Source organism: Pseudomonas quebecensis (assembly GCF_026410085.1).
Classification (GTDB): Bacteria; Pseudomonadota; Gammaproteobacteria; order Pseudomonadales; family Pseudomonadaceae; genus Aquipseudomonas; species Aquipseudomonas quebecensis.
Map to the genome: position 1 here is coordinate 3,173,455 of NZ_CP112866.1, position 21,378 is coordinate 3,194,832.

The following is a 21,378-nucleotide window of genomic DNA, read 5'->3' on the forward strand; positions in this document are numbered from 1 at the left end:
CGCCTCTTATAAACATTCAACCACTTCCGGTTGCATAACAATAAGAGGTTTACCTCATGAACTCTCCAATAAGCCCCGCCCGCGTCGCCGTCATTCAGTTCGACCCACAGGTTGGAATAGCCAATCGAGAAGACAACCTGCGTCAAAGCCTCGCGCTCGCAGCCGAAGCGGCAAACGGTGGCGCCAATCTGATCGTGCTGCCGGAATTGTCCAATTGCGGTTATTTCTTCAGCAGCCGGCAGGACGCATTCGATCACGCAGAGCCTGTGCCGAACGGACCAAGCGTTCGCGAATGGACGGACTTTGCCTGCAGGCACCAGGTGTACCTGGCAGCCGGTCTGAACGAGATAGACGGCAGTCAGCTGTTCAACACAGCAGTGTTGCTGGGACCCGATGGGTTCATAGGCAAGTACCGCAAAGCCCATCTATGGAACCTGGAAAAGCTCTGGTTCACACCCGGCGACACCGGGTTTCCGGTGTTTGAAACGCCCATAGGCCGCATCGGCCTGTTGATCTGCTGGGACATCTGGTTCCCGGAAGTGCCACGTATCCTCAGCCAACAAGGCGCCGATATTATCTGCAGCCTGAACAACTGGGTGTGGACGCCGCCGCCGCTGTTCGATGAAGCCGGCAAGTGCATGGCCTCGTACCTGACCATGACCGCCGCGCATGTGAACAACGTGTTTATCGCCGCCGCCAGCCGCATTGGCCAAGAGCGGGATGCACGCTACCTCGGCTGCTCGTTGATTGCCGGAACCAATGGCTGGCCGATCGGTGAAGTGGCGTCGGCCAATCGCCAGGAAATTCTATTTGCCGACATCGACGTCACCAGCGCCCGCAGCGCGCCGATCTGGAACAGCCTCAATGACCTGCAACGCGACCGACGCAATGATCTATACGATCAGATGCTGGGCTATGCCCATCATCCTGCCCTGCCTCGCTGAGCGGAGGGCCATTCATGGAGCCTTTACTGACCAAGAAGACGTCCGCGCGTTCACGCCTGGATATAACGGTCCTGACCCTGGGACTCATTGCGACCTTGTTGATGCTCTGGGTGGTCTCCAACCACCAGGGCTCATGGCCTGGCTACCGCGACATGGTCACGGCCCTGCCGCATCCGGCGGCGTGGTTGCGCTGGGTCACAGGCGATATCAGCGAGGTCGCGTTCTACAAGCATGAGCTGGCATCACTGGGCCTGCTGAGCGGCGCTTATCTGGCCTGGTGGGCAAGCCGACAGGGCAAAGCCTGGCAGGGCTTTTCCATCTCTTATGGCACTGGCTTATGGCCCTGGCTGGTGACCAGCTCATTGATCGGCCTATTGCTCAGTAACCTGCTGTGGGGCTGGAGTGTCACGGCAGACACTTGGCAGCCGACCTTCGCGGCGTTTGTTTCATTGCCGGCAGCGATGGTGCTGATGTTTGGCGGTGGCTGGAAGGTCACCCTCAACGGCGCAGTGCTGGGCGCGCTGCTGGTTACGCCCATGTGCCTGCTGATCGTGAACCTGGTGTGCGTACCGATGGGCCTGCCCGCTGTAATCGGCAACGTGCTGGGCATGGCAATCGGGAGCGTCCTTGCATTCATACTGTGCCATCGGGTGCCCTCGCTGGTGCGTTCGAACTGCATCGCCCCAGAGAGGCCGGCCCCTGTTGCGCCTGCTCGCTATGGTGTGGTCTGGAGCGTGCGTCGAGTGCTGGCCGACTTTTCCGAAGCGCCATTTTTCGGCAATGAACTGGCCAGTCTCGGTCTGTTGGCGGGTGCGTTGCTCGCCTATGCGCTCAACCCGATAAGTCCGGCGTATGGCTCGGGCCTGCTCTTGTACATGATCGGCGCACAGGCAATGACATCGGCAGCTGGGGTGGTGATATGGCGCCGGCAATGGATACGGCACGGCTGGTATCCCACCTACGTTCCGCTGGTGTCAGTGGTCCCGGCGGCTGTGTTGACCCATGGCGGAAGCTGGACGGTAATGGGAGCCAGTGCACTGCTTGGCGCACTGGTCGCACCACCGCTGGCCTTTGCGATTGCGTCGAGGCTACCCGGGCATTTTCACCCCTATATCGGCAACGTGATCTCAATGGCGTTGAGTACGCTGATGATCGTGCCCATCGTCGGCTGGTTGGCGAGTTAACGTTTCGCGGGCACGGGCCGAACCAATCGGCCCGTGCATTCGCCTCCCGCACTGGGAAATGGCTCTGCACTATCATGAGGCCAGGGTGTCGTAATTTGCATGCGCCCATACTCAGGAGAAACCATGCCCCAGGATGTCCTTGCCAAAGAAACCAACCGCCGCCAGCTGCAGCAGATCATCTCCGGACTCTCCGACGGAATCATCCTGGCCGAAGTCGACCAGACAATCCTTTGGGCCAATGAAGCCGCGCTGACCATGCACGGGGTGGATGATGTCGCGGCATTGGGCGCCAATACCCGGGAATATGCTGAACGCTTTGCCTTGCGTTATCGCAATAATCATCCCGTGCAGTTGGAAAACTACCCCCTCGCCCGCGCGGCGGCTGGTGATGAATTCAGCGATGTGGTGGTGGAGGTCACCCCCACCGCCGGCGAAGAGAAAACCTGGGTTCACCGCCTACGCAGCCTGGTGATCAGCGATGCCCGTGGTGAGCCTGAATTGCTGGTGCTGATCCTCAGCGACGCCACTGAATGGGCCAGCGCCGAGCAGCGTTTCGAAAAAACCTTCAATGCCAACCCAGCGCCCGCAGTGATCTGCCGCCTGAGCGACCTGCGTTACATCAAGGTGAACCAGGGCTTCCTGGAAATGACCGGCTATAACCGCGACCAGGTCATCGGCCGCTCGGTGTACGAGCTCGACGTGCTCGAACACGCCGAGCGCAGGGACCTGGCCATTCAGCGCCTGGGCGAAGGTGCGACTATTCCACAGATGCAGGCCGAGCTGAAACTGCCCGAAGGCGGCAGCAAGTTGGTGATCGTCGCTGGCCAGCCGCTGGATATGAATGAAGAAGATTGCATGCTGTTCTCCTTCACCGACCTGGAACCGCGACGCAAGGCGGAAATCGCTTTGCGCCAGAGTGAAGAGCGCTTCGCCAAATCGTTCCGCCTGACGCCGGTGCCGACGCTGGTGTGCAACGCCGCCAACCGGCAAGTGGTGGATATCAACGAAGCCTTCATGACTATCACCGGGCACACCAGTGAAGAATTGATCGGCAAATCCATCGAAGACATCCACTTCATCGACAGCCCGCAAGCGGGCGCCCAGCTCTTCGCCACCCTGGAAAAAGCCGGCAATCTCGACGGCCAGGACCTCAAGGTGCGCAAGAAAGGCAATGAGGTCATCGACTGCGTGGTGTGGGCCGACACCGTAGTCATTCAGGATATGCCGTGCTATCTGCTGGTGATGATGAACATCACCGAGCGCAAACGCTCCGAACTGGAACTGGTGGCGGCCATTGAGGAAGTGATGCAGGACGCGTCCTGGTTCAGCCAGACGTTGATCGAGAAACTGGCCAATGCCAAGGGCGTCAACAGCCCCGACCTGCCGAACGTGGCGTTTACCGACCTCACCGCCCGCGAGCGCGACGTGCTGGGCCTGATCTGCGAAGGCCTGGCCGACAAGGAGATCGCTCTGCGTCTGAAACTGGCGCCCAATACGGTGCGCAACCATGTCGCGACGGTGTATTCCAAGCTGGGTGTGCACAGCCGCAGCGCGGCAATCGTCTGGGCCCGTGAGCGCGGGCTGTTTGCCGGGGAATTACGCCTTAAAAACAGGCGCTGATCATGCAAATGCACTAGTGCAGCTAGTGCGAATTCGCCTTATAGCGCAGCGGTGCAATCAATAACCTTTCAGGCGTCGAATTGGATGCCTGAAGGAACCCGAATGTTTACCCTCGCTCAACTGCGAAATTGCATCGAAGAAGGCCTGTCGCCACTGACCTGCGAATTTACCCTGTGTCGGGATGCCTCATTGACCCTCAAGGTCTATGACGCCGAAACCGGCCGAGTGGACCTGGTAGTGACCGGGATCAGCACCAACCGGCTGCAGACCCAAGAGCAAGTGAAAAAAATGGTGGAAGAGCTGCGCTACGAGTTGCAAAGCAACAATGTGGGCAAGCTCACGCTGGACGACCTTCCTTTATCGACCACGTAATAAAACCCGCTCTCCTGCGGCAGGTAACACGGCCCTTGCGGCCGGTTACCTTTATCCGAGGCACTTGACGTTACCAGCGGGTTACTTCTTGACGGGGGTAATCTCGAGGATCGTACCGTTAGTGGTTTTGAGCAGCACAAACTTGTCGCCCACACGCGTCCATTGGCTTTCTTCCTCTGGTTGCTTGAGGCCGCGTTTTTTCCAGTCGGTGACCGCCGACTCCTTGCGCATCAGCATATCCGGCGCGCGATCGCCCTCTTTCAAATCACGGGCGTTAATGTTGGAAGGTTGCACGGTTTCCTGCGGAGTATCACCGGCCTGAGCGACAAAGCTGGCGGTGGACAGGCTGGCGGCGACCAGCAGGCAGGCGGTTAGAATTTTGGATTTCATGGGTGCTCCTTCAATGAATGATGCGTACCCAGGTTCAGACCCCTGACGCGCGCAATCATTCACCGCATGAAATCCGCTTGATATCGCGCACTGTGCTTGTGCCACTCCAGGTTCCCCGCGATCCAGGCTTTGAGCCCGTTGAGATAACGCTTCAATAACGGACTTGCCTCTTTGAGCAGTACACGCTCCGCCGCTTCGTATTCCAGCATCACGCCGTCATGGATATCAGCAATCCTGTCTATCGCCTCTTGAAGCGAGCACTGGTGTTGTGCCGCAAGCAGATACGGCAGTTTGAACGTACCCACCTCGTTCAAATGCTCCTTATAGGCCGAGTACAAATCGTTGACTAATGTGGTCGCTAGCGCCGCCAGCGCAGTGACTCGGTGGACCTGCGGCTGCGAATACAGATTAGCCGGGACTTCATAGCCACCGATGGCGTCAATCAATACCAGGCACGGCCAGAAGCTGTTGATATGACGACTGGCAAGGTACTCAGCGACGGTCGGCCGGGAGTCATAAACACGCCACGCCCCCTCGGCGGCCATTGCTACAAACATCGCGATACTGATTTGACGCACCCTGGCGACTTGGGACGGCGTGCAAAACTGGCCGACGCGCTGCATATAGGCGCGCAGCCCCACCAGTACCGGATCGCCGTTGAGCTGGATCTCCAGTTGGGCGTCGAAGGGCGTGGGCAGGTAAGCGGGGTCCATGGCGGCAATCGCGAACGATAAACGCGGGGCGACCTGACCGGGGTCGCAACCCAGTGAGCGGTCATCGCAGTAATGGTCGTCGACGGCAAACAGCGCCGCCAGGCACTGGCCTTGCAACAACAGGCGGTCGGGATCGTCGGTGTCCACATGACACAACATGGCATAGCGACCGAAATCCGAGGCGCGGATGTTGTCCCACTTGCCAGGGAAAATGCCGATGTGTTCAATCCATTCCATCAGTCGTTCATTCACCACCCGCCCCAATGCGTTATCTATGCGCATGGGAGATGGGCAACGAAGCGCACGCACCTTAAAAGGCGGAATAACCGACGGTGAGGCAGCCGAAAATGGGTCCATAGCAATATGCCTGATCGTTGTGACTGGGCGGTACCGCTGACCCGACTGCGTGAGTGATGTCTAGAAAATTAGCCAAGAACTTAACGTTTCGCCATGTCGAGGTTAGAACAGGTGGCTCTCTCTGCCTATTTACCTGATTGACGGGCACTCCATCACGGGCCTCGCCACCGGCGATCGCCCACCGATGCGTCGATTGCCATCGTGAAATTAATCCTGTAATTTTTCATGAAATTTTAAGAAATAAATTTCATGACCCCACAAGAAGAACTCGCCACCCTTGCCGCGCTGATCCATGACTTGCGCAAGCACAAGAAGCTCACCCTCGCCCAGCTGGCGCAGAAAATCGAGCGCTCGGTAGGCTTTCTCTCTCAGGTCGAACGCGGTTTGTCGCGCCCGACCGTGGCCGACCTGACCGCCATCAGCCACGCCCTCGACGTGCCCACCACCTACTTCTACAGCCAGCCCAAGCCCAAGGCGATTGAGTGGGTAACCCGCCCCAGCGAGCGGCGCACGGTGTATTACGCCAATGGCATCACCGACATCCTGGTGTCGCCGAGCATGAGCGGCGCTTTTTCCATCCTCGACAGCCTGCTGGCGCCGGGCGCCAACAGCGGTGAACAGACCATGAGCGACCGCGCCGAACAGGCCGGTTTTGTGCTGGAAGGCGAATTGACGCTGTGGGTAGACGGTGAAAGCGACGCGGTCACGCTCGGCCCCGGCGACAGCTTTCACCTGGCCAGTTTCGCCCATTGCCGCTACGCCAACCTCACCGACCTGCCCACCCGCGTGCTGTGGGTTTACAACTAGGAGCATTACCCGTGAAAAGCCAATCCGCCACGCTGCTGGCCGAAGTACGGACCTTTCGCCAGCACCATCCGGACGTGCGTTATGTCGACTTGATCGCCCTGGACATTCCGGGGCATTTCTATGGCAAACGCTACCCGATCGAGATGCTCGAAAAGGTCGCCGCCGGCAGCCCGTTGAAGCTGCCGCAGAATGCCGTGCTGCTCGGCGCTCAAGGCGGCCTGTTCAAGATTGGCGACTACTGCTTCCACGATGGCGACCCGGACGCGAATCGGCGTCTGGTGCCGGGCACGCTCAAGCCGGTGAGCTGGGAATCGCAGCCCCTGGGCCAGATGCTGATCACCTCCGACGGCACCGAAGCCCCTATCGAATTCGAACCCCGCGAAGTGCTGGCCAAGGTGCTGCAGCGCCTGCACCACAAGGGCATCCATCCGGTGGTGGCGTTCGAACTGGAGTTTTATCTGTTCGACAAAACCCTCGATCATGGCCTGCCGCAATTTGCCCGTGACCCGCTGAGCGACGACGCCGACGACCAGCCCACCCTGCACATTGATCGACTGTCGCGCTTCTCAGGCGTCCTGGACGACATGGCGCAGACGGCCAAGGACCAGGGCATCGACATCACGGTGATTACCGCCGAGCTCGGCCCCGGCCAGTTCGAAATCAATTTCGGCCACCTCGACGACGGCTTGCGCGCCGCCGACTGGGCCGCGCTGTTCTGCCGCAGCACGCGCGGCGTGGCCCTCAAGCACGGTTACCGCGCCAGTTTCATGGCCAAGCCGTACTTGCAATACCCTGGCAGCGGCATGCACGTGCACGTCAGCCTGTATGACGGCGCGGGCAACAACCTGCTGGCGGCGCATCAGCAGCAACCGCTGCGCCACGCGGTGGCCGGGTGCCTGGAATTGCTGCCCCATTGCATGCCGATCTTCTCGCCCAACCACAATGCCTTCCGCCGCCTGGGCGGCACCGTCAACGCCGCCACCCGCGCCTGCTGGGGTTTCGAGGACCGCGATGCGTGCGTTCGCATCCCCGACTCCGACCCGCGCAACCTGCGGATCGAACACCGTCTGGCCAGCGCCGATGCGAACCCGTATCTGGTGCTGGCGGCGATCCTCGCCGGCCTGGAACATGGCCTCGACGCCCAGCGCGAGCCCATCGCCCCGCTGAACGAAGACCGCAACAGCGGCGCCGACTTCCCACTGGACATGCTCGACGCCGTACGCACCATGCAGCAGCAAGCCAGCGTGCGCGATAAGTTGGGCGCCGAATTTGTCGACGTGTATTGCGAGAACAAGCGCCAGGATCATCTGGCCTTTCAACAAGAAATCAACGCGCGGGAATACCGCTGGTTTCTTTAACCTCGGCTCACCACAGGGGGAACGGCGCACACAGTGGTTGTGGTGAGGGGGCTTGTCGAATCGTCGCACCGCCCGCGCTGGGCCGCGAAGCGGCCCCAATACAGGCGCTGAGATTTTGTGTTGGGTCAGCGTTCAGTTTCAGGGCCGCTTCGCGGTCCGGCGCTCAATTGGACTCACCGAGCAACAGCTTTTGCTCCCGCGCGCACAGCTCCACCACGTAATCCCACAACACCCGCAGCCGCACCGACTTGTGCAACTCGCGACGCGAGCTGATCCAGTAGCTGCGCTGAATCCGCTCCCCCGGCAGCAACGGCACCAATTGCGGGTCGGACGCCGCCATAAAGCACGGCAACACTGCAATCCCCAGCCCCGAGCGCGCGGCGTGGTGTTGGGCAATGACACTGGTGCTGTGGAACACCACTTTGGGGTTGCGGCAAAAGCTGCTGAGCAGTTTGAGTTCCTGGCTGAACAGCAGGTCATCGACGTAATCGATCCAGGCATGGGTGGCGAGGTCTTCGCGTTTTTCGATGGGCGGGTGGCGGTCCAGATAGGCGCGACTGGCGTAGAGGGCCAGGCGGTAGTCGGTGAGTTTGCGGGTAACGAGTTGGTCGACGCTGGGGCGTTCGAGGTGGATGCTGATCTCCGCTTCGCGGTTGAGGATGCTGACGAAGCGCGGCACAGCCACCAGTTCCACTTCCAGCCCCGGATAACGTTCGAACAGGCCGCCCATGCGTCCGGCGAGGAACATCACACCCAGGCCTTCAGCCACACCGAGGCGGATCTTGCCCAGGGGCGCGGCGGTGTGGGTGAGTTCGTCTTCGGCCAGCAGCGCGACGTTTTCCATGGCTTCGGCGTGCTTGAGCAGGGCTTCGCCGGAAGGGGTCAACTCGTAACCGTGGGCGTGCTGCACGAACAGTGCGGTGCCCAGGCTCTTCTCGATGGCCTCGATATGCCGCGCCACCGTGGCGTGGGTGGTCTTCAGGCGCTGGGCGGCGGTGAGCAGACGACCGCTGCGTTGCAATTCGAGAAAAAACCGCAAGTCATTCCAGTCGAACATGTCGCCTCCTGTGCGTGGGCCGTCGCAGCGCTGTTTATAAACGCACAGCAGCTGGGTAAAAACTAACATTTTTAAGACGAAAACTAACAACTAGGATGGGGGCAATAAGAAAAACAAGCGAGACTTCAGATGCCCACTGCAGCTGCTGAATATGATTACGTCGTAGTAGGCGCCGGCCCCGCCGGTTGCCTGCTGGCCAATCGACTGTCCGCCAACCCCGCCCACCGCGTACTGCTGTTGGAAGCCGGCGGCCGCGACAACTATCCCTGGATCCACATCCCCGTCGGCTATCTGTTCTGCATCGGAAACCCGCGCACCGACTGGTGCTTCAAAACCGAAGCCCAGCCGGGCCTGCAGGGGCGCGCGTTGAGCTATCCGCGAGGCAAAGTGCTGGGCGGTTGCTCCTCCATCAACGGCATGATCTACATGCGCGGCCAGGCCCGTGACTACGATGGCTGGGCCGCCGAAGGCAACGCCGGCTGGGCGTGGGAGGACGTACTGCCGCTGTTCAAGCACAGCGAAAACCACTTTGCCGGTGGCTCGGAATTTCACAGTAATGGCGGCGAATGGCGCGTCGAACAGCAACGACTGTCGTGGCCGATCCTGGATGCTTTTCGCGAAGCGGCAGCGCAAAGCGGCATCGCTAATGTCAGCGATTTCAACCAGGGCGATAACGAAGGCTGCGGCTACTTCCAGGTCAATCAGAAGGCCGGGGTGCGCTGGAATGCGGCCAAGGCGTTCCTCAAACCCGTCCGCCAACGCCCCAATCTCACCGTGATCACCGAAGTGGAAGTCGACCGTGTGCTGCTGGAAAACGGGCGTGCCTCTCAAGTGGTCGGGCGCCGGCTCGGCCAGCCCGTGAGTTGGAAAGCCCGCCGGGAGATCATCCTGTGCGCCGGTTCGGTGGGCTCGCCGGGCATCCTGCAACGTTCAGGAATCGGGCCGTCCAAAGTGCTCAAACCCTTGGGCATCAATGTGCTGCACGAATTGCCCGGCGTGGGCGGCAACCTGCAGGATCACTTGCAGCTGCGGCTGATCTACAAACTGGAAAACGCGCGCACTCTCAACCAGATCGCCGGCACCGTGTGGGGCAAGATGGGCATGGGCCTGCGTTACCTGTACGACCGCAGCGGCCCGTTGTCGATGGCGCCCAGTCAGCTCGGCGCGTTTGCGCGCTCGGGGCCGGAGCAGGCCTCGGCCAACCTCGAATATCATGTGCAGCCGTTGTCCCTGGAGCGCTTCGGCGAACCGTTGCACGGCTTTCCCGCGTTCACCGCCTCGGTGTGCGATCTGCGCCCGCACAGCCGTGGCCGGGTCGATATCCGCTCGGCCAACCCGGCGGACGCGCCACTGATCCAGCCCAACTACCTCAGCCACCCCGAAGACCTGCGCGTGGCCGCCGATGCCATCCGCCTGACGCGGCGCATCGTCGCGGCGCCGGCCTTGAGCCAGTTCAAACCGGTGGAATACTTGCCGGGCGAGTCGCTGCAAACCCAAGAGCAACTGCACGAAGCCGCCGCGCGCATCGGCACGACGATTTTCCACCCGGTGGGCACTTGCCGCATGGGCAGCGATAAAGACGCGGTGGTCGACGCCCAATTGCGCGTGCATGGCATCCCCGGCCTGCGTGTCGCCGATGCCTCGATCATGCCGCGCATCACTTCCGGCAATACCTGCTCACCCACGCTGATGATCGCGGAAAAAGCCGCGCAGCTGATCCTTTCGCCGAACACAAGGAGCTTCGCACCGGAGAAAGAACCGGTTCACGCAATCTGAATAGCGGCGCCACACCCGGCGCCGACAGTGGAACAACAATAAATAATCACTGTGAGGGCTACCCGATGTCAGACCACGCTCAACCCCTGGGCTCGGCAATAAACGCGAGCACCGGCAACGATTCCAAAAAAGTCATCTTCGCCTCGTCCCTGGGGACGGTGTTCGAGTGGTATGACTTTTTCCTCTACGGCGCCCTCGCGGCGGTGATCAGCAAACAGTTCTTTGCCGGGGTCAACGACACCACGGCGTTTATCTTTGCCTTGATGGCCTTCGCGGCCGGCTTTGTGGTGAGGCCGTTCGGCGCACTGGTGTTCGGCCGCCTGGGCGACATGATCGGGCGCAAATACACGTTCCTGGTGACCATCATCCTGATGGGCGTGGCGACCTTCTGCGTCGGGCTGTTGCCCAACTACGCCAGCATCGGCATTGCCGCGCCGATCATCCTGATCGTGCTGCGCATGCTGCAGGGCCTGGCGCTGGGCGGTGAATACGGCGGTGCCGCCACGTATGTCGCCGAGCACGCACCGGTCGGCAAGCGCGGGTTCCACACCAGCTGGATCCAGTCCACCGCCACCATCGGCCTGCTGCTTTCACTGTTGGTGGTACTGGCATGCCGCTATTTCACCGGCGACCAGTTCGAAGTCTGGGGCTGGCGGATTCCGTTCCTGTTTTCCATCGTGCTGCTGGGCATCTCCACCTGGATCCGCATGAGCCTGCATGAGTCGCCGGCCTTTCTGAAAATGAAAGAGGAAGGCAAGGCCAGCAAGGCGCCGATCCGCGAGTCGTTCGGTAAATGGGAAAACCTCAAAGTGGTGCTGATCGCGCTGTTCAGCATCAACGGCGGGCAGGCCGTGACCTTCTACGCGGCGCAGTTCTACGTGCTGTTCTTCCTCACCCAGTTCCTGCGGATGGACCCGGCCCTGGCCAACATGCTGCTGATTATCAGCGTGGTAATTGGCGCGCCGTTCTTCATCCTGTTCGGCTGGCTGTCGGACAAAATCGGGCGCAAACCGGTGCTGATGCTCGGCCTGCTGCTTGCCACTGCGCTGTATTTCCCGATCTTCAAGGGCCTGGCGCACTACACCAACCCGGCGATGGACCAGGCCAGCCGCCAGGCGCCGATCATCGTGCTGGCCGACCCGGCCACCTGTACCTTCCAATTCGACCCGGTGGGAAAGGCGCGGTTTGATAGCCCATGCGACAAGGTCAAGACCTTTCTGGTCAAACAAGGCCTGCCTTACACCAGCGCCGCCGCGCCGGCCGGCAGCCCGGTACAGGTGAGCGTGGGCGATGTGCGCATCGACGGTTTTGACGAAGCGGCCCTGCGTGGCGCCGTGACCCTGGCCGGTTACCCGTCTTCGGCGGATGCGGCGCAGGTCAACAAAGTCATGGTGGTGGCGCTGATCGTGCTGCTGATCCTGATCGCGGCCATGTGCTACGGCCCGCTGGCGGCGTTGATGGTGGAGCTTTTCCCGACACGCATCCGCTACACCTCGATGTCCCTGCCCTACCACATCGGTAACGGTTGGTTCGGCGGGTTCCTGCCGACGGTATCGTTTGCGCTGGTGGTATACACCGGCGATATCTTCTACGGCCTGTGGTACCCGGTGGTGGTGACGGGGGTGAGCCTGATTATCGGGTTGTTCTGCCTTAAGGAAACGCGGCACGTGGATATCGATAGCAACTGAATAAGCGGCAAGCGGCAAGCTTCAAGCTGCAAGTAAAAGCCAATCGGCTCTTTCTTGCCGCTTGCAGCTTGCCGCTTGAAACTCCAAGCTGTACATCCATACAGATAATGGTTGCTCAAATCCATCCGACTGAGCATCCTGCAAAGCATCAACCCGATCTGATGTGATGACCATGCGACTGTACCTTTGTGAAAAACCCTCCCAGGCCAAGGACATTGCGGCGGTGCTCGGTGCCGGTCGTCGTGGCGATGGGTGTTGGCTGGGCAATGGGGTCACGGTCACCTGGTGCATTGGGCACCTGCTGGAAACCGCCCCGCCCGATGCCTACGACGCCAAGTACAAACGCTGGGTGCTGGCCGACCTGCCGATCGTGCCGGACAAATGGAAGATGCTGGTCAAACCCAAGACCGCCAGCCAGTTCAAGGCGGTCAAGCGCTTGCTGGGGGAAGCCCAGGAACTGGTGATCGCCACCGACGCCGACCGTGAGGGCGAGATGATCGCCCGCGAGTTGGTGGAGCATTGCCGCTATCGGGGGCCGATCCAGCGGCTGTGGTTGTCGGCGCTGGACGACGCTTCGATTCGCAAGGCGCTGGCCGCCCTCAAGCCCGGCGCCGACACCTTCAGTCTGTACCACTCGGCCCTGGGCCGCTCCCGCGCCGACTGGCTGATCGGCATGAACATGAGTCGTCTGTTCACGCTGCTGGGGCGTCAGTCCGGTTATCAAGGCGTGTTGCCGGTGGGCCGGGTGCAAACGCCCACCTTGCGCCTGGTGGTGGACCGCGACCGCAGCATCGCCGATTTCGTCCCGGTGGCTTACTGGGCCATCGATGTGGACCTGCGCCACGCACACATGACCTTCACGGCCCAATGGCGCGCCGCCGAGGATGCCTGCGACGACCAGGGCCGCTGTCTCAACTCGCAACTGGCGCAGGCCGCCGCCGATGCCATGGGCAACGCCACCAGCGCGCGCCTGGTAAAGCTGCGCACCGAACGCATGCGCGAGGTGGCGCCCTTGCCTTTCGACCTGGGCACTCTGCAGGAAATCTGCTCGAAGAAACTCGGCCTCGGCGCACAGGAAACGCTGGACATTGCCCAATCCCTCTACGAAACCCACAAGGTCATCACCTACCCGCGCAGCGATTGCGGCTACTTGCCGCTGAGCCAGCACGGCGAGGCACCGAAGATTCTCGCCGCGCTGGGACGTGCCGATCCGGCGGTCGGCGACCTGATGCCGCATATCGATCCCCAGCGACGCTCGCGGGCATGGAACGATGCCAAAGTCAGCGCCCACCACGGCATCATTCCCACCGGGGCCGGCAAGGATGTGGGCCAGCTCAGCAGCAAGCACCGCGCGGTGTACACCTTGATTCGCGCACGCTATCTGGCGCAGTTCCTGCCCAACCACGAATACGATCGCACTCAGGCGGATTTCGACTGCGCCGGTTTTGCCCTGCGCGCGGTGGGCAAAGTGGTGATCGAGCCAGGCTGGAAACGCGCCCTGCCCGAAGCACTCGCACCCACCAAGGGCCGCGAAGCGCCAGCGCCCCAGGCCCTACCGGCGCTGGTGCAGGGCCAGGATTACGCAGTAGCCAAGGTCACGCTCAAGGACCTGTGGACCCAGCCACCCAAACCCTTTACCGAAGGCGACCTGATCAAGGCGATGAAAAACGTGGCCAAACTGGTGGAGGACCCGCTGCTCAAGCAAAAGCTCAAGGACACCACCGGCATCGGCACCGAAGCCACTCGCGCCGGTATTATCCAGGGGCTGCTCGACCGCGGTTACCTGGTCAAGAACGGCAAGGCGCTGGCCGCCACGCCAGCGGCATTCAGCCTGATCGACGCGGTGCCCCGCGCCATCGCCGACCCCGGCACCACCGCCATCTGGGAACAAGCGTTGGACATGGTGCAAAGCGGTGAAATGAGTCTGGAGGAGTTCGTCGCCAAACAGGCGGCCTGGATGAGCAAGCAGGTGGCGCGTTGCAATGGCCTGCGCATGACCATCACCGGCCCGGCCAGCCCGGCAGGCCGAGGAGCGACGCCGTGGAAAAACAAACGCAAGGCAGCCGCTCGCAAGACATCGACCAGCCCAAAACGGGCAAAAAAACCGGTAAATAGCGGATAAACACCAAAAAAAGCGGGCCAGTGACGTTTTTCGACAGGTTTAACGCCGCATTGGTCCTTGCTAGCACGCAGGCCGTCTAGGATTCTGTAGGGGTTGCACTGAATTCCTGATAACAACAACACCGGAGTGGCCGCCATGAAAACCGTTGCACAGCTGCTGAAAGCCAAAGACCAGAAAAACCAGGACGTCCACACCATCCAATGGGATCACACTGTGTTTGAAGCCCTGATGCGGATGTCGGAAAAAAACGTGGGGGCATTACCGGTCGTCCGAGATAACGAAGTGGTGGGCATCATCAGCGAGCGTGACTACGCGCGCAAAATCATGCTTAAGGGCCTGTCGTCGCTGACCACCAAGGTGCACGAGGTGATGAGCGCGCCGGTGATCACGGTGGATACCCATAAACGCGTCGAAGAATGCATGAACATCATGACCGACAGTCACCTGCGTCACCTGCCCGTGGTCGAAGACGGCAAATTGCTGGGCCTGCTCTCTATCGGTGATCTGGTCAAGGAGGCCATCGCCGAGCAGGCTGACCTGATCAGGCAACTGGAGCAGTACATCCGCGGCGAATAGGAGAAACCATGCTCGAATCCCTGGCGCATCAGCAGGACCACCTCGACACCCTGTACCGGGCCATGGCCGATCGGCGCTTTCTGGTGTTGACCGGTGCAGGCATCAGCACGCCCTCAGGCATCCCGGACTACCGCGACCGCGAAGGCGTGCGCCGAGGCAAGGCGCCGATGATGTACCAGGAATTCCTGGCCACCCCGCAGGCGCGGCGGCGTTACTGGGCGCGCGCCATGCTGGGCTGGCCGCGCGTACGCGTCGCACAACCGAATGCAGCGCATCGGGCGCTGGCGACGCTACAACAACGCCGGCGCATCAGCGGGTTGATTACGCAAAATGTCGACGCCCTGCACGATCAGGCCGGCAGCCAGGAAGTGATCGAACTGCACGGCAGCCTGCACCGCGTGCTGTGCCTGGACTGCCAGCAGCGCAGCCAGCGCGATGCGATCCAGCATCTGATGGAAACCCAGAATCCCTACCTGGCGGGCGTCGATGCCGTACAGGCGCCCGATGGCGACACGCTGCTCGACCCGGCCTTCGAAGCGCGTTTTGAGGTGCCCCACTGCCCGCATTGCAACGGCGAACGGTTGAAACCGGACGTGGTGTTTTTCGGTGAGAACGTCGCCCCGCCTACTGCCGCCAAGGCAATGGCGGCGGTGGAACAGGCTGAAGGATTGCTGGTGGTGGGCTCCTCGCTGATGGCCTATTCGGCGTTTCGCTTATGCAAGGCCATGGTCGAGCTAGGCAAACCGGTCATCGCCATCAACCTGGGTAAGACCCGAGGCGATGAGTTGTTGCAGGTAAAGATCGAAGGCTCGTGCGAGCAGCTTCTCCCCTTGCTGGCGGACCGTTTGCAGTAGCTCCCCTTCTCCACCGCAGCGACCGACCAGCGCAAAAAATGACGCTTGAGTCACGCCCCTGCCGTATCTCCCCGTCCCCACGACGAATTATGTAGTGAGCAAAAATAATCACTACATAACCGTTGACGTAACCTTTTTGTCCTTGCATGATCAAGGCGTCTCCCGGATCGGGAGCGTTGGTAATAAGCGTTTTGAAAGAGCTCGTCTGACCGCCGAGCTGTTTTTTCCGGATGTGCACTGCCCACAAGGCAGATTGATGAAGCTGACCGACCTCGAAAGAGCACGGTACAAGAAGCTCGAATGCTCCTTGTCTTCGTTATGAAAGCATTGCGTAGCAGTTCATCAGCAAGACTACATGCATCAGGTTCAAGACCCTGCCCGTATTCGGCAGACAGTTACTGACGCCCGGTTATTGAAGCCGGAGACAACTAAGCAGTTTTAACGGAACCAACTGATAGATCGCCAACTGGTCAAGGGGCTTACACATGAATCTGAACAACCAACCAACTATCGATGAATTGGCTGAGATGTTCGCAGCGCAGAAAGACACACTCGACGACCATATCCTGTGGATTGGCAAATCGGGCGAAGTCAAGATCGACTGCCTGGCGCCCCACACCGAAGAAGCCGAGTTCGACCGTAACAACCGTGAACTGGCGGCGCGCTTGAAGATGTATCGCCGCGGCCAGGGTTATGTCGGCAAGAAGGCCGCTGCCGATCGCAACTTTATCGAACAAGTATTCGACACACTTAACAATGCCTGGGAGTCTTTCAAAGACAGCTCTCAAGTAAAAGTGATTGATCGCTACTACTAGAAACACCTCGTTCAATGTGGGAGCTGGTTTGCCTGCGATAGCCATTAACGTTCAACGACAGTGTTGAAGTTAAGGCGTTATAACAGGCAAGCCATCTCCCACACTTGTTTGCGCCGCGGGTCAAAACGTTGGAAATCGGCCCTTGCCCGCCTCATCGCGAAAAATATCGAACAACACTTGTGCCGCCGCCGACAATTCATGCCCTGGCTTGGTCAGCACACCAATCGGTCGTTCGATCACCGGATCACGCAAGGTAATGCAATGCGCGCCGGCCTCCTCCATCTGCCTGGCGCACAACGCCGGCACGGCACTGACGCCCAAGCCGCTGGCTACCATTTTGCCCACAGTCGCCAATTGATGGCTTTCCAGTGCGACCGGCAGTTTCATCCGTAGCGCACCCAAATGCTCCTCCAGCATCACCCGGACCGTGGACGGCCGTTGCAAGGTGATGAAGGGGTGTTCCAGCAAGGTTTCCCAACCGATCTCGTCGCACTGCGCCAGCGGCGAATCCCCCGGCACGACCGCAATGAAACGATCCAGATACAACGGAGTAAAAGCCAGCGACGATCCTTCAGACGGCTCGAACGCCACGCCCAGCTCAACCTGGCGATCGCGCACCATCTCCAATACCTGCTCGTTGATCAAGTCGTGCACCGTCACGTTCACCTGTGGGTAACGCGCGCGGAATATCTTCAGGATCGGTGGCAACAGGTTGCCAGCAAACGACGGCATCGCCGCCACTGTGACGCGCCCGCGCTGCAACGTGAAGCGTTGGCGCAACTCATCCTCGGCGTTATCCCAATCGGCCATCAGTCGGCGCGCCAGGGGCAGCAGCGATTCACCCTCCGGGGTCAACGCCACGTTGCGTGTATTGCGGCTGAACAATCGCCCGCCCAAACCCTCTTCCAGGCCTTTGATGGTCAGGCTCAGCGCCGACTGGGAGAGGTGCAGACGCTCGCAGGCGGCAGCGAAACTCAGGCTCTGTGCCACGGCGAGGAAGGCACGCAGCTGTTTCACGGTCATGACGGTTCTCCGAGCGACGCTTCGACTATGCTGTTTTCTAAATCAATCAACCTTAAAAAACAACTTAACAAATCAATTCATCAGCGCAACACTCGGGCCATTGGCTGGCCCACAAACAATAAAAGAGGTGCATATGGCAGGTTTCGATAAACGCGTGGCGTCCTATGAAGAGGCGCTGGCAGGCCTGGAAGATGGCATGACGGTACTCGCCGGCGGCTTCGGCTTGTGCGGCATCCCGGAAAATCTCATCGCCGAAATCAAGCGCAAAGGCACCCGTGAGCTGACCGTGGTCTCCAACAACTGCGGCGTCGACGGTTTTGGCCTGGGCGTGCTGCTGGAAGAAAAACAGATTCGCAAAGTGATCGCGTCCTACGTCGGTGAAAACGCGCTGTTCGAGAAGCAGTTGCTCAGCGGCGAAATCGAAGTGGTGTTGACGCCCCAAGGCACTCTCGCCGAAAAAATGCGCGCAGGCGGTGCCGGTATCCCGGCGTTCTTTACCGCCACCGGCGTCGGCACCCCAGTGGCCGAAGGCAAGGAAACCCGCGAGTTCAACGGTCGTCCTTACCTGATGGAAGAATCCATCACCGGCGACTTCGCCATCGTCAAAGGCTGGAAAGCCGACCACTTCGGTAACGTGATCTACCGCCACACCGCTCAGAACTTCAACCCGCTGGCCGCTACCGCCGGCAAGATCACCGTGGTCGAAGTCGAGGAAATCGTCGAACCGGGCGAGCTGGACCCGGCGCAGATCCATACTCCTGGCATCTACGTCGATCGGATCATCTGCGGCACCTTCGAGAAGCGCATCGAACAGCGCACCGTGCGCAAATAATCCGCCTCCAGCCCGAACAATAAGGACACACAAAATGGCTCTTACCCGCGAACAAATGGCCCAGCGCGTCGCCCGCGAGATGCAGGACGGCTTTTACGTCAACCTCGGTATCGGCATTCCGACCCTGGTAGCCAACTACATCCCAGACGGCATGGAAGTCATGCTGCAATCGGAAAACGGCCTGCTCGGCATGGGTCCGTTTCCGACCGAAGACACCATCGACGCCGACATGATCAACGCCGGCAAACAGACCGTCACCGCGCGCATCGGTGCGTCTATTTTCTCTTCCGCCGAATCCTTCGCGATGATTCGCGGCGGCCATGTCGACCTCACCGTGCTCGGCGCGTTTGAAGTGGACGTGCAGGGAAACATCGCGTCGTGGATGATCCCCGGCAAACTGGTCAAGGGCATGGGCGGCGCCATGGACCTGGTGGCCGGCGCGGAAAACATCATTGTGATCATGACCCACGCGTCCAAGGACGGTGAATCCAAGTTGCTCGATCGTTGCAGCCTGCCGCTGACCGGTGCCCACTGCATCAAGCGCGTGCTAACGGACCTGGCGTACCTGGAAATCGAAAATGGCGCTTTTGTCCTCAAGGAACGCGCACCTGGCGTCAGCGTTGAAGAGATTGTGAGCAAGACCGCCGGTAAACTGATCGTCCCGGACCACGTTCCAGAAATGCACTTCCAGTGAGGACAGATTCCATGCAAGACGTCGTGATTGTTGCTGCCACCCGCACCGCCGTGGGCAGCTTTCAAGGTTCGCTGGCCAGCATCCCGGCTCCGGAACTGGGCGCTGCCGTGATCCGTCGCCTGTTGGAGCAGACCGGCCTGGACCCGGCCGAGGTCGATGAAGTGATCCTCGGCCAAGTGCTCACCGCAGGTTCGGGCCAGAACCCGGCACGCCAGGCCTCGATACTCGCCGGCCTGCCCCACGCGGTGCCGAGCCTGACCTTGAACAAGGTCTGCGGCTCGGGCCTCAAGGCGCTGCATCTCGGTGCCCAGGCCATCCGCTGCGGCGACGCCGAGGTCATCATCGCCGGCGGCATGGAGAACATGAGCCTGGCCCCCTACGTACTGCCTGCCGCGCGCACGGGCTTGCGCATGGGCCACGCCAAGATGATCGACAGCATGATCACCGACGGCCTGTGGGACGCGTTCAACGATTATCACATGGGCATTACCGCCGAGAATCTGGTGGACAAATACGGTATCAGCCGCGAAGCCCAGGACGCCTTTGCCGCCGCCTCGCAGCAAAAGGCCACTGCCGCCATCGAGGCCGGGCGGTTTGTCGATGAGATCACTCCGATCCTGATCCCTCAGCGCAAGGGCGACCCGATTACCTTCGCCGTGGATGAGCAACCGCGCGCCGGCACCACGGCCGAGTCCCTGGCCAAGCTCAAGCCGGCCTTCAAGAAAGACGGCAGCGTTACGGCGGGCAACGCCTCCAGTCTCAACGACGGCGCCGCTGCGGTGCTGTTGATGAGTGCCGACAAAGCCAAGGCCCTGGGGTTGCCGGTATTGGCCCGAATCGCCAGCTACGCCAATGCGGGCGTGGACCCGGCGATCATGGGCATCGGCCCGGTCTCGGCCACCCGCCGTTGCCTGGACAAGGCCGGTTGGCAGCTCAGCGACCTGGATCTGATCGAAGCCAACGAAGCCTTCGCCGCGCAATCCCTGGCGGTGGGCAAGGAGCTGGAGTGGGATGCGGACAAGGTCAACGTCAACGGCGGCGCTATCGCCATCGGCCACCCGATTGGCGCCTCGGGTTGCCGTGTGCTGGTGACCCTGCTGCACGAAATGATCAAGCGCGATGCCAGGAAAGGCCTGGCGACCCTGTGCATCGGTGGCGGCCAAGGCGTAGCCCTGGCGCTCGAACGCAGCTGATAAAAGCGCAGCGCAGCTCACGTGTGGGAGGGGCTGCCCCTCCCACATTAGATCGTCATGGCTGGTCATGGGTGAGGCACTGCGAACTTCGTATTCCTAGCCATCACCGTCAGCCCTCTTACACAAGGCTTTGCGTTAATACGCCGGACCCGCTTTAATCGCCGCCAACGTCTCCGCCCCAAGGAACCGCAATGCGCCATCTGGACGGCAACCCTCGCCCGCTTCGCGTCCCGTTATTGATTCTGCTGGCTGGCCTGGTACTGGTCGGCTGCTCGCCCAAGGAGCATTCCCGCGCCGCCGCCATCAATGGCGAACAAGGCCGGGCCGGGGCACAACTGGCCTACGAACATGAATTGACCCTGGCCTTGCCCGGCGCCCTGCTCGCGCCGCGCATGCAGGCCACCCGTGAGGCTTGTGAATCGGCACGGTTCGGCGCCTGCAATATCCTCGGCATTACCGAAGACGGCAATGGCGGGGCAATCATCCTGCGGATCGCGCCGACCGGTGTGGAACCGATGGTCAGGCTGGCCGCCGAAGGTGGAACGCTCGGACAGCGCGTCACCACGGCCGAAGATCTGGCCGACGCGGTGGCTGATGTAGGTCGCCGCCGGGATCGCCTGCAAGCCCAGCAACAGCGCCTCGATGAACTGGCCAAGCGCAAGGACATCAGCGTCAGCGACCTGATCGCCTTGAGCAAGGAACAGGCGAGCATTGAAAATGAACTGCAGGCACTCGCCCAGGTTGCCGCCGGCCAGCAGCGCCGCCTGGACACCAACCGCGTCACTCTCAACTTCCGCTCTTACGACGGCGCGAACCAGTCGTCACGCTTGAGTCGAATGTTCAGCAACCTGGGCACTAACCTGGTGGACGGCACCGCAGACGCCCTGGAGCGCGCCAGCTATGTGCTGCCGTTCTTGATCCTGGCATTCCCGGTGGTGTGGCTGTGGGTGTGGCTGTGGCGCCGGGTTGTGGTGAAGCGCAAAAACACCTGACGGGATTGAAA

20 protein-coding genes are annotated in these 21,378 nt (G+C 60.9%); 16 read left to right on the top strand and 4 right to left on the bottom strand.

The window, feature by feature from the left end; all coding sequences use genetic code 11:
• Positions 1-56: 56 nt before the first annotated feature.
• From OSC50_RS14705 to OSC50_RS14720, 4 genes are all read left to right on the top strand, one after another.
• Positions 57-944: a nitrilase family protein gene (locus OSC50_RS14705; RefSeq protein ID WP_181080753.1), complete on the top strand. Its 888-nt coding sequence runs from the start codon at positions 57-59 to the stop codon at positions 942-944.
• Positions 945-958: 14 nt separating this feature from the next.
• Entirely contained in the window at positions 959-2,128 is a 1,170-nt protein-coding gene (locus OSC50_RS14710) for a hypothetical protein (protein ID WP_181080752.1), read from the top strand.
• 123 nt (positions 2,129-2,251) lie between these two features.
• Positions 2,252-3,748: a PAS domain S-box protein gene (locus tag OSC50_RS14715; RefSeq protein WP_253506494.1), complete on the top strand. Its 1,497-nt coding sequence runs from the start codon at positions 2,252-2,254 to the stop codon at positions 3,746-3,748.
• Positions 3,749-3,850: 102 nt separating this feature from the next.
• A complete protein-coding gene (locus tag OSC50_RS14720; RefSeq protein ID WP_181080750.1) occupies positions 3,851-4,120 on the top strand; it encodes a DUF1652 domain-containing protein in 270 nt (89 codons plus the stop codon).
• Positions 4,121-4,201: 81 nt separating this feature from the next.
• On the opposite strand, the gene OSC50_RS14725 is transcribed toward OSC50_RS14720, so the two are convergent.
• Both OSC50_RS14725 and OSC50_RS14730 read right to left on the bottom strand, forming a co-directional pair.
• Complete coding sequence (locus OSC50_RS14725) at positions 4,202-4,510, bottom strand: RcnB family protein (RefSeq protein WP_181080749.1); 309 nt, start codon at positions 4,508-4,510, stop codon at positions 4,202-4,204.
• A 59-nt stretch (positions 4,511-4,569) separates the two neighbouring features.
• A complete protein-coding gene (locus OSC50_RS14730) occupies positions 4,570-5,460 on the bottom strand; it encodes a terpene synthase family protein (RefSeq protein ID WP_266248809.1) in 891 nt (296 codons plus the stop codon).
• Positions 5,461-5,829: 369 nt separating this feature from the next.
• Here OSC50_RS14730 and OSC50_RS14735 point away from each other — a divergent pair, with 369 nt between their 5' ends.
• Together OSC50_RS14735 and OSC50_RS14740 are read left to right on the top strand one after the other, a co-directional pair.
• Positions 5,830-6,387, top strand: a complete 558-nt coding sequence (locus tag OSC50_RS14735; RefSeq protein WP_266248807.1) for a helix-turn-helix domain-containing protein — start codon at positions 5,830-5,832, stop codon at positions 6,385-6,387.
• An 11-nt stretch (positions 6,388-6,398) separates the two neighbouring features.
• The gene (locus OSC50_RS14740) at positions 6,399-7,745 is read left to right on the top strand and encodes a glutamine synthetase family protein (RefSeq protein ID WP_266248805.1); all 1,347 of its coding nucleotides are present in this window, start codon (positions 6,399-6,401) and stop codon (positions 7,743-7,745) included.
• A 163-nt stretch (positions 7,746-7,908) separates the two neighbouring features.
• On the opposite strand, the gene OSC50_RS14745 is transcribed toward OSC50_RS14740, so the two are convergent.
• Entirely contained in the window at positions 7,909-8,802 is an 894-nt protein-coding gene (locus OSC50_RS14745) for a LysR family transcriptional regulator (RefSeq protein ID WP_181080745.1), read from the bottom strand.
• A gap of 129 nt (positions 8,803-8,931) precedes the next feature.
• Here OSC50_RS14745 and OSC50_RS14750 point away from each other — a divergent pair, with 129 nt between their 5' ends.
• The 6 genes from OSC50_RS14750 (at position 8,932) to OSC50_RS14775 (ending at position 16,633) form a co-directional block, all read left to right on the top strand.
• Positions 8,932-10,578 carry a GMC family oxidoreductase gene (locus OSC50_RS14750; RefSeq protein WP_253506480.1) on the top strand — a complete coding sequence of 549 codons (1,647 nt, stop codon included), beginning with the start codon at positions 8,932-8,934 and terminating at the stop codon, positions 10,576-10,578.
• A gap of 65 nt (positions 10,579-10,643) precedes the next feature.
• Entirely contained in the window at positions 10,644-12,266 is a 1,623-nt protein-coding gene (locus OSC50_RS14755) for an MFS transporter (RefSeq protein ID WP_266248802.1), read from the top strand.
• A 172-nt stretch (positions 12,267-12,438) separates the two neighbouring features.
• Positions 12,439-14,388: a DNA topoisomerase III gene (locus OSC50_RS14760; RefSeq protein ID WP_266248800.1), complete on the top strand. Its 1,950-nt coding sequence runs from the start codon at positions 12,439-12,441 to the stop codon at positions 14,386-14,388.
• Positions 14,389-14,523: 135 nt separating this feature from the next.
• The gene (locus tag OSC50_RS14765; protein ID WP_181080740.1) at positions 14,524-14,964 is read left to right on the top strand and encodes a CBS domain-containing protein; all 441 of its coding nucleotides are present in this window, start codon (positions 14,524-14,526) and stop codon (positions 14,962-14,964) included.
• Positions 14,965-14,972: 8 nt separating this feature from the next.
• Entirely contained in the window at positions 14,973-15,818 is an 846-nt protein-coding gene (locus OSC50_RS14770) for an NAD-dependent protein deacetylase (protein WP_253506467.1), read from the top strand.
• Between the two features lie 485 nt (positions 15,819-16,303).
• Positions 16,304-16,633 carry a hypothetical protein gene (locus tag OSC50_RS14775; RefSeq protein ID WP_034097212.1) on the top strand — a complete coding sequence of 110 codons (330 nt, stop codon included), beginning with the start codon at positions 16,304-16,306 and terminating at the stop codon, positions 16,631-16,633.
• A gap of 120 nt (positions 16,634-16,753) precedes the next feature.
• On the opposite strand, the gene OSC50_RS14780 is transcribed toward OSC50_RS14775, so the two are convergent.
• Positions 16,754-17,656 (bottom strand): LysR family transcriptional regulator, encoded by a 903-nt coding sequence (locus OSC50_RS14780; protein ID WP_266248796.1) that lies wholly within the window; start codon positions 17,654-17,656, stop codon positions 16,754-16,756.
• A gap of 133 nt (positions 17,657-17,789) precedes the next feature.
• On the opposite strand from OSC50_RS14780, the gene OSC50_RS14785 reads away from it, so the two are divergent.
• The 4 genes from OSC50_RS14785 to OSC50_RS14800 all read left to right on the top strand — a co-directional run bounded on the left by OSC50_RS14785 (position 17,790) and on the right by OSC50_RS14800 (position 21,367).
• Positions 17,790-18,488 carry a CoA transferase subunit A gene (locus tag OSC50_RS14785; RefSeq protein ID WP_034097208.1) on the top strand — a complete coding sequence of 233 codons (699 nt, stop codon included), beginning with the start codon at positions 17,790-17,792 and terminating at the stop codon, positions 18,486-18,488.
• A 34-nt stretch (positions 18,489-18,522) separates the two neighbouring features.
• Positions 18,523-19,182: a CoA transferase subunit B gene (locus OSC50_RS14790; protein WP_034097206.1), complete on the top strand. Its 660-nt coding sequence runs from the start codon at positions 18,523-18,525 to the stop codon at positions 19,180-19,182.
• Between the two features lie 11 nt (positions 19,183-19,193).
• Positions 19,194-20,375 (top strand): acetyl-CoA C-acetyltransferase, encoded by a 1,182-nt coding sequence (locus tag OSC50_RS14795; protein WP_253506453.1) that lies wholly within the window; start codon positions 19,194-19,196, stop codon positions 20,373-20,375.
• Between the two features lie 191 nt (positions 20,376-20,566).
• On the top strand, positions 20,567-21,367 hold the full coding sequence (locus tag OSC50_RS14800) for a DUF4349 domain-containing protein (protein WP_266248793.1): 801 nt from the start codon (positions 20,567-20,569) through the stop codon (positions 21,365-21,367).
• Positions 21,368-21,378 lie beyond the last annotated feature (11 nt).

What these genes read in the sequence shown, in the direction of transcription:
- OSC50_RS14745 (WP_181080745.1), bottom strand. Translation starts at nt 8,802, where the DNA reads ATGTTCGACTGGAATGACTTGCGGTTTTTTCTCGAATTGCAACGCAGC.
- OSC50_RS14705 (WP_181080753.1), top strand. Translation starts at nt 57, where the DNA reads ATGAACTCTCCAATAAGCCCCGCCCGCGTCGCCGTCATTCAGTTCGAC.
- OSC50_RS14790 (WP_034097206.1), top strand. Translation starts at nt 18,523, where the DNA reads ATGGCTCTTACCCGCGAACAAATGGCCCAGCGCGTCGCCCGCGAGATG.
- OSC50_RS14765 (WP_181080740.1), top strand. Translation starts at nt 14,524, where the DNA reads ATGAAAACCGTTGCACAGCTGCTGAAAGCCAAAGACCAGAAAAACCAG.
- OSC50_RS14715 (WP_253506494.1), top strand. Translation starts at nt 2,252, where the DNA reads ATGCCCCAGGATGTCCTTGCCAAAGAAACCAACCGCCGCCAGCTGCAG.
- OSC50_RS14785 (WP_034097208.1), top strand. Translation starts at nt 17,790, where the DNA reads ATGGCAGGTTTCGATAAACGCGTGGCGTCCTATGAAGAGGCGCTGGCA.
- OSC50_RS14760 (WP_266248800.1), top strand. Translation starts at nt 12,439, where the DNA reads ATGCGACTGTACCTTTGTGAAAAACCCTCCCAGGCCAAGGACATTGCG.
- OSC50_RS14770 (WP_253506467.1), top strand. Translation starts at nt 14,973, where the DNA reads ATGCTCGAATCCCTGGCGCATCAGCAGGACCACCTCGACACCCTGTAC.
- OSC50_RS14780 (WP_266248796.1), bottom strand. Translation starts at nt 17,656, where the DNA reads ATGACCGTGAAACAGCTGCGTGCCTTCCTCGCCGTGGCACAGAGCCTG.
- OSC50_RS14750 (WP_253506480.1), top strand. Translation starts at nt 8,932, where the DNA reads ATGCCCACTGCAGCTGCTGAATATGATTACGTCGTAGTAGGCGCCGGC.
- OSC50_RS14775 (WP_034097212.1), top strand. Translation starts at nt 16,304, where the DNA reads ATGAATCTGAACAACCAACCAACTATCGATGAATTGGCTGAGATGTTC.
- OSC50_RS14730 (WP_266248809.1), bottom strand. Translation starts at nt 5,460, where the DNA reads ATGGAATGGATTGAACACATCGGCATTTTCCCTGGCAAGTGGGACAAC.
- OSC50_RS14710 (WP_181080752.1), top strand. Translation starts at nt 959, where the DNA reads ATGGAGCCTTTACTGACCAAGAAGACGTCCGCGCGTTCACGCCTGGAT.
- OSC50_RS14800 (WP_266248793.1), top strand. Translation starts at nt 20,567, where the DNA reads ATGCGCCATCTGGACGGCAACCCTCGCCCGCTTCGCGTCCCGTTATTG.
- OSC50_RS14735 (WP_266248807.1), top strand. Translation starts at nt 5,830, where the DNA reads ATGACCCCACAAGAAGAACTCGCCACCCTTGCCGCGCTGATCCATGAC.
- OSC50_RS14720 (WP_181080750.1), top strand. Translation starts at nt 3,851, where the DNA reads ATGTTTACCCTCGCTCAACTGCGAAATTGCATCGAAGAAGGCCTGTCG.
- OSC50_RS14725 (WP_181080749.1), bottom strand. Translation starts at nt 4,510, where the DNA reads ATGAAATCCAAAATTCTAACCGCCTGCCTGCTGGTCGCCGCCAGCCTG.
- OSC50_RS14795 (WP_253506453.1), top strand. Translation starts at nt 19,194, where the DNA reads ATGCAAGACGTCGTGATTGTTGCTGCCACCCGCACCGCCGTGGGCAGC.
- OSC50_RS14755 (WP_266248802.1), top strand. Translation starts at nt 10,644, where the DNA reads ATGTCAGACCACGCTCAACCCCTGGGCTCGGCAATAAACGCGAGCACC.